This window comes from Rhodoferax sp. (assembly GCF_010365055.1).
Classification (GTDB): Bacteria; Pseudomonadota; Gammaproteobacteria; order Burkholderiales; family Burkholderiaceae_C; genus Rhodoferax.
On the sequence record NZ_JAAFHA010000030.1, the window covers coordinates 25,949 to 38,835 of the forward strand.

Consider the following 12,887-nt stretch of genomic DNA (forward strand, 5'->3'; position numbering starts at 1 on the left):
ACAGGTGGTTAGCGGGTCAGGAACTCCAGGTACTTGGTGGCGAATTTGCCGTAGGGTGGCCACATGAATTTGATCGCACTGAACGGCGCCTGGTAGAACACCGGGCGCATCTTGGAGAAGGTGACGAAACCCTCGTGACCGTGGTAGTGGCCCATGCCGCTGTCGCCCACGCCGCCAAACGGCAGGTCGTGCTGGCCGACGTGGAACAGCCCGTCGTTCACGCTGACGCCGCCCGACATGACGTGCTGCAGCAGATGGTGCACCAGCGGCTTGTCGTTGCTGAAGGGGTACAGCGCCAGCGGACGCGGTCCGTCATTGATGGCCTGGATGGGCTGGTCAATGGTGGTGTAGGCGATGACCGGCAGCACCGGGCCGAAAATCTCGCGCGTGCGCAGGGCGCAGTCGGTCGGAGCGTTGAGCACGATGTGCGGCGCAATCTTGCGGCTGGCGGCGTCCCAGGCGGGCCCGGGGACGAGTTGCACCAGGGTGGCGCCGCGCGCCTGCGCTTCTTCCAGGGCGGCGACCACGCGATTGAATGCGCGCGCGTCAATCATGGAGCTGTAGTCGGGCGTGTCCAGGCGTGGATAGCGTGCCAGCACGATGTCCTTCGCCATCGCCGTGAATTCGTCCACCTTGCCCGCGGGGATGTACACATGGTCGACCGTGGTGCAGATCTGCCCGGCGTTGAAGTACTTGACGAACAGCAGGCGCTCGGCTGCCTTGCGCAGGGGGTAGTCGTCGCAAATGATGGCCGGCGACTTGCCGCCGAGTTCCAGCGTGACAGGGCACAGGTTGGGGGCGGCGGCGGCCATGACGGCGCGTCCGGTGGCGCCGGAGCCGGTGAACAGCAGATGGTCAAACGGCAGCTTGGAGAACTCGATGCCGACGCCGCCGGTTTCGTCAAAGAAGGCCAGCTTGTCGTGGGGGAAATAGCTCGGGCATTTGTCGATCAGAAGCTGGGCCAGGTGGCGGGAATTCTCCGACATCTTTACCATGGAGCGGTTGCCGGCGGCAAAGGTGGCGATCAGGCCGCTGAAGCTGAGGTTGATCGGAAAATTCCAGGGCACGATGGCGCCCACAATGCCCAGCGGCTGCGGGATGACGCGGTTGCTGGCACCCAGGAAGTTCTTCAGGTCGACGCCGCGGCGCTGCGGTTTCATCCATTTCTTCAGGTGCTTGAGGGTGTGGTCCACGCCGTCCATGACGCTGAATATCTCAGCAAACAGGGTTTCATGGCGTGAGCGGTTGCCGTAGTCGGCGCTGATCGCCGCCACGATGGCCTCGCGGTTGTCGCGAATGAAAGCCTTCAGTTGGAGCAGGTCGGCCCGGCGCTCGTCAAAGCTGGGGTAGGGGTGGGCAAAGTAGGCGGCGCGCTGGAGCTTGAGTGTCTCGTCCAGGGAGCTGCGGATGAGGTCGACCGGGGTGACGGAATGCTGGGCAATGGCGGACATAGGACACCTCTTTGAAATGGGATGGATTATTTCACGCGGTTGAAATGGCCAGGGTTGGCAGGGTTGCCGGCAGGTCCGGCGGCCGCGGCCCTGGCGGTCCAGCTTGCTGTCTCGCGCATGCGGGCCTTGAGCCGCAGGCGTAGGATGTGGCCTGCCAGCGGCCGGCCGCACTGTTGGCGTGGCCCAGCGTCATCAGCGAAGCCTGCCTCGGGGCCCCGCCAAATCCCCGTTCGGACTGAGCCGGTCGTAGCCCCTTGATGCGTCCAGGGTGAACGGACTACCTGACATTATTCAACGCAAGGAGCTGCCTCATGTCCGACCTGTCCATGTTGATCAATGGCCGCAAGGTCAGCGCCGAAAAGGGTGCCACCTTCGAGCGCCGCAATCCGCTGGACGGCAGCGTGGCCACCCGTGCCCCCGCCGCCTCCCCAGCGGATGCAGTGATGGCGGCGGATGCCGCCGCCGAAGCCTTCAAGTCCTGGAGCCAGACGGGCCCCAGCGAGCGCCGCATGCTGCTGCTCAAGACCGCTGACGCGCTGGAAGCCAAGACGCCGCAGTTCATCGAGGCCATGGCGGCCGAGACTGGCGCCTCCGGCATGTGGGCCGGCTTCAACGTGATGTTGGCCGCCGGCATGATCCGCGAAGCGGCTTCGCTGACGACGCAGATCAGTGGCGAGGTGATTCCGTCGGATGTGCCCGGCAGCCTGGCCATGGGTGTGCGCCAACCCGCCGGGGTGGTGCTGGGCATTGCGCCCTGGAACGCACCCATCATTCTCGGGGTGCGAGCCATCGCCACACCGCTGGCCTGTGGCAACACGGTGATCTTCAAGGGCTCGGAGAACTGCCCGCACACCCACCAGCTGATTGTGGAGGCCTTCTCCGACGCCGGTTTCCCGCCCGGCGTGCTGAACTACATCACCAACGCCCCGGCCGACGCCGGTGCCGTGGTGGAGGCGGTCGTGGCGCACCCGGCGGTGCGCCGTGTCAACTTCACCGGCTCGACGCGGGTGGGCAAGATCATCGCCATGACCTGCGCCAAATACCTCAAGCCGGTGGTTCTGGAGCTCGGCGGCAAGGCGCCGATGGTGGTCCTGGACGACGCCAACATCGAGGACGCCGTCAATGGCGCCGCGTTCGGCTGCTTTGCCAACAGCGGCCAGATCTGCATGTCGACCGAGCGCATCATCGTGGACCAGAAAATTGCCGATGAGTTCGTCAAGAAATTTGCCGCCAAGGCCAGCGCCTTGCCGCTGGGCGACCCGCGCAAGCCCGAGCCGGTGGTGCTGGGCTCGGTCATCGGCATGAGCACGGTGGAGCACTGCAACGCACTGATTGACGATGCGCTGGCCAAGGGCGCCAAGCTGCTGTGCGGCGGCAAGGCAGAGAACACGCTGATGCCGGCCACCGTGCTGGACCATGTGACGCCAGCGATGAAGATCTACCATGAGGAGACTTTCGGCCCGGTCAAGTGCGTGGTGCGCGTCAACGGGGTGGAGGAGGCCGTGGCCTGTGCCATCGACAACGAGTACGGTCTGTCAGCGGCCGTGTTTGGCGGCGACATCGCCCGCGCCTTCAACGTGGCGCGGCGCATTGACTCCGGCATCTGCCACGTCAACGGTCCCACGGTGCACGACGAAGCGCAGATGCCGTTTGGCGGCGTCAAGGGCAGCGGCATCGGCCGCTTTGGCGGCAAGGCCGGCGTGGCCGAGTTCACCGAGCTGCGCTGGATCACGATCCAGACGACGCCCCGGCATTACCCGTTCTGAGACCTTGTGGGGCAGACCGCAGTTACGCGAGGCGAACCAGCTCTGTCCCCAACAGCTTGTCGGATATTGGAAGTCCCTTTGTGGGACAGGCTGCAGCTTGCGCGTAGTCGGAAGCGCTCTGTCTGCTCTGGGCTCAGCCGGGTTGCGTTGCCAGCTCCAGCTGGGTCAGCCATGCCAGCGCGGCCGGGGCGCTGTTGCCGCACATCTCGGCTGACGGCATCAGCTGGCCGCAGACGGCGGGTCGCTCCGGCTGTCCGAAAATGCGGCAGCCATTGGCGTCGTCGAGTTGCACGCAGCGCACGCCCGCGGGCTTGCCGTGCGGCATGCCGGGAATGGCGGAGCTGATGGAGGGGGCGATGCAGCAGGCACCGCAGCCGGGCCGGCACGTCATGTCAAACTTCATTTGCTATACAAATAGTAGCTATAAAAGCAATGAGGACGCTGGCTAGAGTGCTTTTTTGTATGAGATCATTGGTTTGTCCACAGCACCGGGTTGACAGCATCTGGCACGCCCTGGCGGTGAGCTTTGCGCTGCCACAGGCCGTCGGCGTCGAATGCCTGCCCGGCATTGCCGGTGGAATGAGTTTGGGTGGGTACTGCCTGCAAAGGCCAGAAGCGTCATGCCCCTGATTGTCCCCATATTTGGGAGCAGCCGGTAAAATCGCGTGTTGCCCACCGGGCGCAGGGCGCGCGCCTGTCTTCCCCGCCCACACTCAGATCCATAGTCATGCTTTATCCACAGAATTTCGACGTCATTGTTGTTGGCGGCGGTCACGCCGGAACCGAGGCGGCCTTGGCCGCGGCCCGCATGGGCTGCAAGACCCTGCTGCTCAGCCACAACATCGAAACCCTGGGGCAGATGAGCTGCAACCCGTCGATCGGTGGCATCGGCAAGGGCCATCTGGTCAAGGAGGTGGATGCCATGGGCGGCGCGATGGCGGCGGCGACTGACGAAGGCGGCATCCAGTTTCGCATTCTCAATTCCAGCAAGGGGCCGGCCGTGCGCGCCACACGTGCCCAGGCGGACCGGGTTCTGTACAAGGCGGCCATTCGCCACCGGCTGGAGAACCAGCCCAACCTGTGGTTGTTCCAGCAGGCGGTGGACGACCTGATGGTCGAGGGTGACCGGGTGGTCGGTGCCGTGACGCAGGTTGGCATCAAGTTCCGATCCAGAACCTTGGTGCTGACGGCGGGCACTTTTCTGGATGGCAAGGTCCATGTCGGCCTGAACAACTATGCGGCCGGCCGGGCCGGGGACCCGCCGGCGGTTTCCCTGAGCGCCCGGCTGAAGGAGCTGAAGCTTCCGCAGGGCCGGCTGAAAACCGGCACACCGCCACGCCTGGACGGCCGCTCGATTGACTTTACTCAATGCATTGAGCAGCCCGGCGACGGCATGCCGGGCGGAATGAGCCCGGTGATGCCGGTGTTCAGCTTCATGGGCCGGGTGGCGCAACACCCGCCACAAATGTCGTGCTGGATGACGCACACCAACGAGCGCACCCATGACATCATCCGCAGCGGCTTTGACCGCAGCCCGATGTTCACCGGCAAGATCGAAGGCGTCGGGCCGCGCTATTGCCCGAGCGTGGAAGACAAGATCAGCCGCTTTGCCGACAAGGACAGCCACCAGATTTTTCTCGAGCCCGAAGGGCTAACGACCAACGAGTACTACCCCAACGGCATCTCCACCAGCTTGCCGTTTGACATTCAGTACGCGCTGGTGCGCTCCATGCCCGGCCTGGAGAACGCCCATATCCTGCGGCCCGGCTACGCCATCGAGTACGACTATTTCGATCCGCAGCAGCTCAAAAGTAGTTTCGAGACCAAGGCCATCAAGGGCCTGTTCTTTGCCGGCCAGATCAACGGCACGACCGGTTACGAAGAGGCGGCGGCGCAGGGCATGTTTGCCGGCATCAATGCGGCGCTGCAGGCCGGCGCCCAAACCGCCTGGCCGCACGACACCTGGGTGCCGGGCCGCGACGAGGCCTATCTGGGCGTGCTGGTCGATGACCTGATCACCAAGGGCGTGACCGAGCCCTACCGTATGTTCACCAGCCGGGCCGAGTTTCGGCTGCAACTGCGCGAAGACAATGCCGATATGCGTTTGACCGAGGTGGGGCGCCAACTGGGCTTGGTGGACGATGCGCGCTGGGAAGCCTTCAATCGCAAGCGTGACGCTGTTTCACGTGAAACAGAGCGTCTGCGCTCGCTTTGGGTCAGCCCAAAGAATCTGCCCGCGCTGGAGTCGGAGCGGGTATTGGGCAAGGCGATTGAGCATGAATACAGTCTGGCGGATTTGTTGCGCCGACCGGATGTGAACTATGCTGGCCTGATGTCGCTGGAGGGGGGCAAGTATGCCAGTACCGAATTGAATGCGGCTGTTTCACGTGAAACACCGGCTTCTGCGCTGCCAGACGCAGACGCTGTGTTTGCCGCCGTGGTGATTGAGCAGGTGGAGATCGTGGCCAAGTACTCGGGCTACATTGATCGGCAAAAGGAAGAAGTCGGGCGAGCCGCCCACTATGAAAATCTGAAATTGCCGCTGGAGCTCGACTATTTGCAGGTGTCGGCCTTGAGTTTTGAAGCTCGGCAAAAGCTGAGCAAGTACCGGCCAGAAACGCTGGGTCAGGCCTCGCGCATGTCGGGCATCACGCCAGCGGCAATCTCCTTGCTGCTGGTTCATTTAAAAAAGACCAACTTCAAGGGTTTCACTGAAGCGGGCAGGGTTGCCGCAGCCACTGTGTCGGGTGCTGCTGAGCAGGCGTCCAGCTGATGCGTGAGCTGGAATCGGCTTTGCGCGATGGCTTGGTGGATCTCGCGTTGGCGTTGGACGATCGGCAAATTGGTCTGTTGCTCGACTACCTGGCGTTGATTGGAAAATGGACCCAAGTCTATAACCTGACGTCGGTGCGTGACCCGGCTGAGATGTTGACGCACCACTTGCTGGACAGTCTGGCGGTGATTCAGCCCTTGCGCAGGCAGTTGGCCAGTTTGCGTGAGCAGGCGATGGGTGCGACTGTGGCGGCGAATGTCGCCCAGCTGCGACTGCTGGATGTCGGCTCGGGTGCCGGCCTGCCTGGCGTTGTAATCGCCATTTGCTGCCCCGAGATTGCCGTTGACTGCGTTGACACAGTGGCCAAAAAGGCAGCGTTTATTCGACAGGCGGCGGCGACCTTGAGGCTCGCCAATCTGCGTGGCCTGCACGCGCGGGTGGAAAGCTTGACCGAGCCCTACGCTGTGATCAGTTCGCGCGCCTTTGCGTCGCTGGCGGATTTCACTCGGCTGTCTTCGGCCGCGCTGGCACCGCACGGGATTTGGCTGGCCATGAAGGCCAAGCACCCCGCTGACGAAATCGCGGACCTGCCCAGCGAGGTGCAGGTGTTCCACGTGGAACAATTACGGGTGCCAGGCTTGGGCGCAGAGCGTTGTATTGTCTGGATGCGCGCCGCAGCGGTCTGACAGTTTTTGCAGCGGAACAGCCTGCTTGCGGAAAAAACGGAACGGTTGCCAACAAGCTAACGTAAACTCAGACTTTTCCAACCAAAGAAGCTCCCTTATGCTTGGCGTGGCCGATCGCGGAGGTTGTCCTGTCGCCATTGTCAGTCTTCATGGCTTTCTTGCCCAGGCCGGCGGGCTTGAAGCCCGCCTGTTTCACGTGAAACAGTTCAAGCGCTGCCGCACCGATGCCCGCGACCTCGCTCCACTTTAAGCAAACATTTCATGGCTAAAATTTTCTGTGTCGCCAATCAAAAAGGTGGCGTTGGCAAGACCACCACCACGGTCAATCTGGCCGCTGGTCTGGCCAAGGTGGGGCAGCGCGTGCTGATGGTGGATCTTGACCCGCAGGGCAACGCCACCATGGGCTCGGGCGTGGACAAGCGCCAACTCGAACTCACGATTTATGACGTCTTGCTGGAAGCGGCCTCGGTGGCAGAGGCGCGGGTCAAAAGCGATCGGCTGATCGAGGCAGGCTGTGGCTACGATATTCTTGGCGCCAACCGTGAACTGACCGGCGCCGAGGTCGAGATGGTGGCGATGGAGCGGCGCGAGCGGCGGCTCAAAGAGGCTTTGGCCGAGGTGGAAAAAGACTACGATTTCATCCTGATCGATTGCCCGCCCAGTTTGTCGATGCTGACGCTCAACGGTCTGTGCTGCGCGCACGGTGTGATCGTGCCGATGCAGTGTGAGTACTTCGCATTGGAGGGCTTGACCGACCTGGTCAACACCATCAAGCAGGTGCACGCCAACCTGAACAAAGATCTGGCCATCATCGGCTTGTTGCGCGTCATGTTCGACCCGCGCATCACGCTGCAGCAGCAGGTGAGCGAGCAACTGAAAGCGCACTTTGCCGACAAGGTGTTCAACACCGTGATCCCCCGGAATGTGCGGCTGGCCGAGGCACCCAGCTACGGTGTGCCGGGCGTCGTGTTTGATCCCTTGGCCAAAGGAGCGCAGGCCTACGTTGCGTTTGCCCAAGAGATGGTGGCGCGCATTGAAACCCTGTAATCGCCGCTTTATATATGCGAAATTGCCCTCTAGCCCACGTCCTTAATGCGTAAGCAGCTATCTAAATAGTAGTGACCCATGAGCGATGACGTGCCAACCCCGAAAGTCCTGCTGTTGCCCGGCTGGCAAGATGCGGGCCCCGCCCACTGGCTCAGCCGCTGGCAGGCGACGCACGGCTACCGGCGCCTGGCGCAGCACGACTGGCAGCGCCCGTTGCGCGGCGACTGGCTGATGCAACTGGAGGAAGCGGTGCTGCCGACCGGGGCGGCGGCATCGTCCGGTTTGACACTGGTCGCCGATGGCTTGGGGAGCCTGTTGGTGGCGGCGTGGGCCGCGCACTCGCGCCACAGCCACCGGGTGCAAGCCGCACTGCTGGTGACACCGCTGGATGCCGAACGCGAAGCCTTGCGCCCGCTGCTGGCGAGTTGGGCGCCGATTTGCCGGCAACCCTTGCCCTTCGCCAGCATTCTGGTGGGTCGCCGCGACGATGCTTGCTGCAGTTTCGAGCGCGCGCAAGCGTTCGCGCACGCCTGGGGGTCTGAGTTCATTGACGGCGGCCAGCGCGGGCAGATCAATGCTGAGTCGGGTCAGAGCGACTGGCCGCAGGGGCAGGCATTTTTACAGTTGCTTGAGGACCGAGCGCAGGCGCTGGCCCGCGAGGAATCAGACAAGTCAAGAGCAAGGTCAACGGCTTGCGAAGCCCCGCATTAAAAAGGAAAGACAAGATCATGGTTACCAAAAAACCCAAAGGCCTGGGCCGCGGACTCGATGCCCTGCTGGGGCCGAAAGTGGCCGAGTCAACCGCGCTGGACGGTTCCCCCCTGGGCGCAGGCAATGCCGGCCTGCCGACCACGCTGCTGCTCATCGACCTGGTGGCAGGCCAGTACCAGCCCCGTACCCGGATGGACGAGGGCGCCTTGTACGAGCTGGCCGAATCGATCAAGGCGCAAGGCATCATGCAGCCGATTCTGGTGCGCCAACTGCGGGATGGCGCGAGCCAGGGCAAGTACGAAATCATCGCTGGTGAGCGCCGTTTTCGCGCCGCCAAACTCGCTGGCCTGGACAGCGTGCCGGTGCTGGTGCGTGACGTGCCCGATGAAGATGCCGCTGCCATGGCCTTGATCGAGAACATTCAGCGCGAAGACCTGAACCCGCTGGAAGAAGCGCAGGGCCTGCAGCGCCTGGTCAAGGAGTTTGGCCACACCCATGAGCAGGCGGCGCAAGCGGTGGGGCGCTCGCGCAGCGCCGCCAGCAACCTGCTGCGCCTGTTGAATCTGGCCGATCCGGTGCAAACCATGCTGATGGCCGGCGACCTCGACATGGGCCACGCGCGGGCGCTGCTGGTGCTGGACCGGGCCACCCAGATCACTGCCGCGAACCAGATTAGCGCGCGCAGCCTGTCGGTGCGCGAGGCCGAGCGCCTGGCCAAAAAACTGAGCGCCGATTTCTCGCTGACCTCGGTCCGGCCGAAACAGGAGAAGTCGCGCGACATGAAGCGGGTGGAAGAGGAGTTGTCCGATCTGCTCACCGCCGCGGTTGAAGTGCGGGTGAAAAAACGTGTCAAGCGGGCCGGGCGGCTGGAGGAAATGGGCGAGTTGAGCATCCAGTTCGGCTCGCTCGACGAGCTCAACGGCCTGATCGACAAACTCAGGCGCGCGGCGACGCACTGACCCGGCACCAGATTCGCACCGCGTCGGCGCCCACTTGTGCCTTGAGTCCATCGGTCTGCCGCCAGTGCCAACGACCCCCCATCTTCATCACATGCCTGTCCATCCGCGTTGGCCGCTGCCCGCCCTGTTGACTTGGGGCGCGGCCTGGGCCTTGTTCTGGGCGCTGCAGCAACTGGGGCTGTCCGCCTGGGTGGCCTTGGCCGCTGCTGCCGCGCTCGGCGTGGCGCTCAGTGGCTGGGCCGCCAGTTGGTGGCGCCGCGTCATCATTGGCCTGGGCTTTCCCGTGTCGCTGGCCCTGTCCGGCGCCGCCACCGTGCCGGCCTGGGCCTGGCTGCTGCCACTGGCTCTGCTGCTGCTGATTTACCCCCTGAATGCCTGGCGCGACGCGCCGCTGTTTCCGACCCCCCGGCACGCCCTGCGTGACTTGGCCGGGTCAGCACCTTTGCCTGCGCACGCCCGGGTGCTTGATGCCGGTTGCGGCCTGGGCGCCGGCCTGCGGGCGCTGCGCGAGGCCTACCCGACGGCGCAACTGCACGGCCTGGAATGGAGTTGGCCCTTGCGTGCCTTGTGTGCCCTGCGTTGCCCGTGGGCACGCGTGCGTCAAGGCGACATCTGGCGTGCCGACTGGGCGCCTTATGCCTTGGTCTATCTGTTTCAGCGACCGGAAAGCATGGCCCGCGCGGTGGCCAAGGCGCGCGCGCAACTCAGGCCGGGAGCCTGGCTGGTGAGTCTGGAATTTGAGGCCGCTGAACTCGTGCCTCAGGCCGTATTGTCTGCCCCCGATGGCCGGTCGGTGTGGCTGTACCGCGCCCCGTTTGCCGGCGCGCCTGCCCTGGACAGCCTGGCCGATGGTGGAGACCCGCCCAAGCGAGCCGTCGTGGCCTAAACTGGCGCCGTGACAGAACGATTGACGAAGAATTTCAACAAGGTAAACCCGATCATGGCCCCACCCGACCCCAGCCGAGCGCTCGACGCCGACCCTGCGCATGCCGCCACGGCCGTCGCAGCTTTTGCCATCTTCACCTTGGCCGGTACCCGCAGCTCAGACACCGGCCAGCACATTTTGCGGGTGCAACATTACGTCCAGGCCCTGGTGCAACGTCTGACGGACCATCCGCGCTTTGCCGCGGCCTTGACCGAGTCCTATTGCCGGATTCTGTTTCAGTCGGCGCTGCTGCACGACATGGGCACGATTGGCATTCCAGACCGGATTCTGCTCAAGCCCGCGGCTTTGAGCCCCGCCGAGTACGACATCATCAAATCCCACCCCACGCTGGCCCGAGACGCAATTGAGCGGGCCGAACTGGCTTTGGGCTACCAGGCGCCCTTGCTCCAGACGGTCAAGGAACTGGTTTACTCGCACCATGAAAAATGGGACGGCAGCGGCTATCCGCAGGGTTTGACGGAGGAGCAAATTCCGCTGTCAGCCCGCCTGATGGCCATTGCCGATGTCTACGATGCCTTGATCTCGGAGCGCGTCTACCGGGCTGGCCTACCCCATGTCCAGGCCGTCGGCATTATTTTTCAGGGGCGCGCCAGCCATTTTGACCCGGACATGGTGGATGCGTTCATCGAAATTCAGGATGAATTCCAGGCCATCGCGCTGCGTTTTGCCGACACCGAGCTCGATATGCAAAGAAAGATCACCTACATGGCCAACGCCATCGCAGAAGACGTGCAACTGTAGCGGGCTGCTATTTCGCCTCGTCCACCATCTGGATGGTCTTTTCCTCAACCTCTTTGGCCACCTGCACCAGCGCCGCGTCCTGTGACAGCATCGACAGCATGGGCACGGGTTTGATCATCCCGATCTTCGTTTGGCCTTTTTCTGTAAACACTGAAATTCGGCACGGCAATGCCATGTTCAGCCGCATATCCACCGATAAAACCTTGGCCGCTTGCCCGGGGTTGCAGACCTCAAAGACCTTGCACTCTTCGGCAAAGGCTATGCCTTTGCCGCGTAGCGTCGCGCCCAGGTCATGCACATGGAGAACGCCGAAGCTATGGCGCAGCACGGCGGTCTCAAGGTCGGTGCAAGCCTGGCCAAAGGGTTTGCTGCTTGGAACGATGTAATACATAGGAGCACCTCAATATGTGGAGTTGACACCCGCCGGTTGTAAGCACCGACAGGAGGACGTGCATTTTCCGTCTTGTTGATGGCGAGGGTATGTGCGATTGAGCACAAACGCCGCAAAATTTTCGGTCAACAACAATCAGTCGGCGAACTTGGCGTTAGCCGTCAGCTTGGTCAGCACTGGCGCCAATTTTTCTTGGTTTCGGGGATCGACCCGAACCGCCTCGTTGAACGCCGCCAGCGCCAGCGCATCCTGACCGGTATGCAGGTACGCAAAGCCCAGGCCCAGCCAGGCGCGGGCGTTGTTGGCATCCAGGCCGATGGCGCGTTGGTAGGTGGCGATACAGGCGGTGAATTGCTGTCGCGACAATTGCAGGCCGGCCAGCTTCATGTGAGCACTCACTGACGTTGGATCCTCTTTAACCGCTTGCTCGAAAGTCATTTGAGCCTGGTCCAGTTGGCCGGCCGCCCATTGCTGCTCGCCTTGGGCCAGCAGGTCAAGGGGCACGGGGGCTTGCGCCGACCAGAGCACAAAGCCGCTGATCAGGACCGCACAGCCGATCAATAGGCCTTGTCGAATTTTTGCGTTCATGGTGCTTCTTCTCGTTGCTGCTTGGGAGGCAAAAAAACGGCCCGCCCAGGTCGGGAGAGCCGTTTTGCCGATCAGTGATTATTGACTTACTTCATGCTGCCTTTGCCATAGCGCTCTTCATAGCCTTTGCGCACTTTTTCAATCGCGTCCTTGCCCATGCCATTGAAGAACCAGTCATGGCCCGCAATGGGCTTGAAGTATTTGTCCAGCAGCGCATTGGCAAAGTCTTCATTGCCGTCTTTCTTGCGCACCACTTCTTTGAGTTCCGGAATCCACTTGAAGTAAGTGTGCTGGCTGACTTCATAAATGCCGTGCCACCAGGTGTAGTCCGGTCCGCTCATGGCGGCGCCGTGGCGGGCGCGGCGGCCTTCGTGGTGCCAGATCTCAAACCAGGTCCACTTGATCTTGGCGTCCATCGGTTGACGCGTCAGGTAGCCCTTGTCCTCAAGTTCCTTCATCACGCCGGCGATGGGCTTGGCATATTTGTCGTTGTACAGCTCCACCAGGTCATCAAACTGCTTGTAATGCCCGGCCACGGTGTTGGCACTGTGGCAGGCGGCGCAGACGTTCTTCATCTTGTCGCGACGTTGCGTCCAGGTCAGAATCTGGGTCACCTTGGCGCCTTTGACTTCGTCACCGACCTGGGGCAGGGCTTGGCCTTCAGGCTGATCGAACTCGTCGCCATTGCTGAGCCGGACCATGTTGAGCTTGGTCGAAACGGCGGGGCGCAAAGTCCAGGAAATGCGCTCGCCCACATCGTGCGTGACCTTCTGCTCCGGGGTGGCGCTCATGTGGCAGGTGGCGCAGGTCGGTGCCGCGGTGTAGTCT

General features: G+C 62.8%; 14 protein-coding genes and 1 pseudogene. 10 read left to right on the forward strand and 5 right to left on the reverse strand.

The genetic code is table 11. From position 1 onward, the window contains the following. Window positions 1-8 precede the first annotated feature (8 nt). Window positions 9-1,451, reverse strand: coding sequence for a coniferyl aldehyde dehydrogenase (locus GZ093_RS09070; protein WP_296485107.1), 1,443 nt, complete (start codon window positions 1,449-1,451; stop codon window positions 9-11). A gap of 311 nt (window positions 1,452-1,762) precedes the next feature. On the opposite strand from GZ093_RS09070, the gene GZ093_RS09075 reads away from it, so the two are divergent. Then, on the forward strand, window positions 1,763-3,217 hold the full coding sequence (locus tag GZ093_RS09075; RefSeq protein WP_296485108.1) for an aldehyde dehydrogenase: 1,455 nt from the start codon (window positions 1,763-1,765) through the stop codon (window positions 3,215-3,217). A gap of 133 nt (window positions 3,218-3,350) precedes the next feature. Here GZ093_RS09075 and GZ093_RS09080 read toward each other — a convergent pair whose 3' ends face one another. Further along, window positions 3,351-3,608 carry a YkgJ family cysteine cluster protein gene (locus GZ093_RS09080; RefSeq protein ID WP_296485113.1) on the reverse strand — a complete coding sequence of 86 codons (258 nt, stop codon included), beginning with the start codon at window positions 3,606-3,608 and terminating at the stop codon, window positions 3,351-3,353. 71 nt (window positions 3,609-3,679) lie between these two features. Between GZ093_RS09080 and GZ093_RS09085 the strand changes: the two genes are divergently transcribed. The 9 genes from GZ093_RS09085 to GZ093_RS09125 all read left to right on the forward strand — a co-directional run bounded on the left by GZ093_RS09085 (window position 3,680) and on the right by GZ093_RS09125 (window position 11,080). Further along, entirely contained in the window at window positions 3,680-3,847 is a 168-nt protein-coding gene (locus tag GZ093_RS09085) for a hypothetical protein (RefSeq protein ID WP_296485118.1), read from the forward strand. Between the two features lie 97 nt (window positions 3,848-3,944). Continuing rightward, window positions 3,945-5,990 carry a tRNA uridine-5-carboxymethylaminomethyl(34) synthesis enzyme MnmG gene (gene mnmG / locus GZ093_RS09090; RefSeq protein WP_296485121.1) on the forward strand — a complete coding sequence of 682 codons (2,046 nt, stop codon included), beginning with the start codon at window positions 3,945-3,947 and terminating at the stop codon, window positions 5,988-5,990. Further along, entirely contained in the window at window positions 5,990-6,676 is a 687-nt protein-coding gene (gene rsmG / locus GZ093_RS09095; protein ID WP_296485123.1) for a 16S rRNA (guanine(527)-N(7))-methyltransferase RsmG, read from the forward strand. The genes mnmG and rsmG overlap by 1 nt, the downstream gene beginning before the upstream one ends. Window positions 6,677-6,773: 97 nt before the next feature. Further along, window positions 6,774-6,926, forward strand: coding sequence for a hypothetical protein (locus GZ093_RS09100; RefSeq protein ID WP_296485125.1), 153 nt, complete (start codon window positions 6,774-6,776; stop codon window positions 6,924-6,926). 11 nt (window positions 6,927-6,937) lie between these two features. Then, on the forward strand, window positions 6,938-7,723 hold the full coding sequence (locus GZ093_RS09105) for a ParA family protein (RefSeq protein WP_296485128.1): 786 nt from the start codon (window positions 6,938-6,940) through the stop codon (window positions 7,721-7,723). A 78-nt stretch (window positions 7,724-7,801) separates the two neighbouring features. Beyond that, window positions 7,802-8,434, forward strand: coding sequence for an alpha/beta hydrolase (locus GZ093_RS09110; protein WP_296485131.1), 633 nt, complete (start codon window positions 7,802-7,804; stop codon window positions 8,432-8,434). A 17-nt stretch (window positions 8,435-8,451) separates the two neighbouring features. Then, complete coding sequence (locus GZ093_RS09115; protein WP_296485134.1) at window positions 8,452-9,393, forward strand: ParB/RepB/Spo0J family partition protein; 942 nt, start codon at window positions 8,452-8,454, stop codon at window positions 9,391-9,393. A gap of 91 nt (window positions 9,394-9,484) precedes the next feature. Then, complete coding sequence (locus tag GZ093_RS09120; protein ID WP_296485137.1) at window positions 9,485-10,279, forward strand: class I SAM-dependent methyltransferase; 795 nt, start codon at window positions 9,485-9,487, stop codon at window positions 10,277-10,279. A gap of 54 nt (window positions 10,280-10,333) precedes the next feature. Continuing rightward, window positions 10,334-11,080 carry an HD domain-containing phosphohydrolase gene (locus GZ093_RS09125; protein WP_296485138.1) on the forward strand — a complete coding sequence of 249 codons (747 nt, stop codon included), beginning with the start codon at window positions 10,334-10,336 and terminating at the stop codon, window positions 11,078-11,080. Between the two features lie 7 nt (window positions 11,081-11,087). Here GZ093_RS09125 and GZ093_RS09130 read toward each other — a convergent pair whose 3' ends face one another. The 3 genes and pseudogenes from GZ093_RS09130 to GZ093_RS09140 form a co-directional block, all read right to left on the reverse strand. Continuing rightward, complete coding sequence (locus GZ093_RS09130) at window positions 11,088-11,471, reverse strand: DUF302 domain-containing protein (protein ID WP_296485142.1); 384 nt, start codon at window positions 11,469-11,471, stop codon at window positions 11,088-11,090. Between the two features lie 135 nt (window positions 11,472-11,606). Next, window positions 11,607-12,059 (reverse strand): tetratricopeptide repeat protein, encoded by a 453-nt coding sequence (locus GZ093_RS09135; protein ID WP_296485144.1) that lies wholly within the window; start codon window positions 12,057-12,059, stop codon window positions 11,607-11,609. A gap of 86 nt (window positions 12,060-12,145) precedes the next feature. Continuing rightward, a pseudogene (locus GZ093_RS09140) lies at window positions 12,146-12,887 on the reverse strand (cytochrome C552); the annotation flags it as partial.

Coding starts and splice junctions, on each gene's coding strand:
- GZ093_RS09070 (WP_296485107.1), bottom strand. CDS start 1,451: ATGTCCGCCATTGCCCAGCATTCCGTCACCCCGGTCGACCTCATCCGC.
- GZ093_RS09075 (WP_296485108.1), top strand. CDS start 1,763: ATGTCCGACCTGTCCATGTTGATCAATGGCCGCAAGGTCAGCGCCGAA.
- GZ093_RS09080 (WP_296485113.1), bottom strand. CDS start 3,608: ATGACGTGCCGGCCCGGCTGCGGTGCCTGCTGCATCGCCCCCTCCATC.
- GZ093_RS09085 (WP_296485118.1), top strand. CDS start 3,680: ATGAGATCATTGGTTTGTCCACAGCACCGGGTTGACAGCATCTGGCAC.
- mnmG (WP_296485121.1), top strand. CDS start 3,945: ATGCTTTATCCACAGAATTTCGACGTCATTGTTGTTGGCGGCGGTCAC.
- rsmG (WP_296485123.1), top strand. CDS start 5,990: ATGCGTGAGCTGGAATCGGCTTTGCGCGATGGCTTGGTGGATCTCGCG.
- GZ093_RS09100 (WP_296485125.1), top strand. CDS start 6,774: ATGCTTGGCGTGGCCGATCGCGGAGGTTGTCCTGTCGCCATTGTCAGT.
- GZ093_RS09105 (WP_296485128.1), top strand. CDS start 6,938: ATGGCTAAAATTTTCTGTGTCGCCAATCAAAAAGGTGGCGTTGGCAAG.
- GZ093_RS09110 (WP_296485131.1), top strand. CDS start 7,802: ATGAGCGATGACGTGCCAACCCCGAAAGTCCTGCTGTTGCCCGGCTGG.
- GZ093_RS09115 (WP_296485134.1), top strand. CDS start 8,452: ATGGTTACCAAAAAACCCAAAGGCCTGGGCCGCGGACTCGATGCCCTG.
- GZ093_RS09120 (WP_296485137.1), top strand. CDS start 9,485: ATGCCTGTCCATCCGCGTTGGCCGCTGCCCGCCCTGTTGACTTGGGGC.
- GZ093_RS09125 (WP_296485138.1), top strand. CDS start 10,334: ATGGCCCCACCCGACCCCAGCCGAGCGCTCGACGCCGACCCTGCGCAT.
- GZ093_RS09130 (WP_296485142.1), bottom strand. CDS start 11,471: ATGTATTACATCGTTCCAAGCAGCAAACCCTTTGGCCAGGCTTGCACC.
- GZ093_RS09135 (WP_296485144.1), bottom strand. CDS start 12,059: ATGAACGCAAAAATTCGACAAGGCCTATTGATCGGCTGTGCGGTCCTG.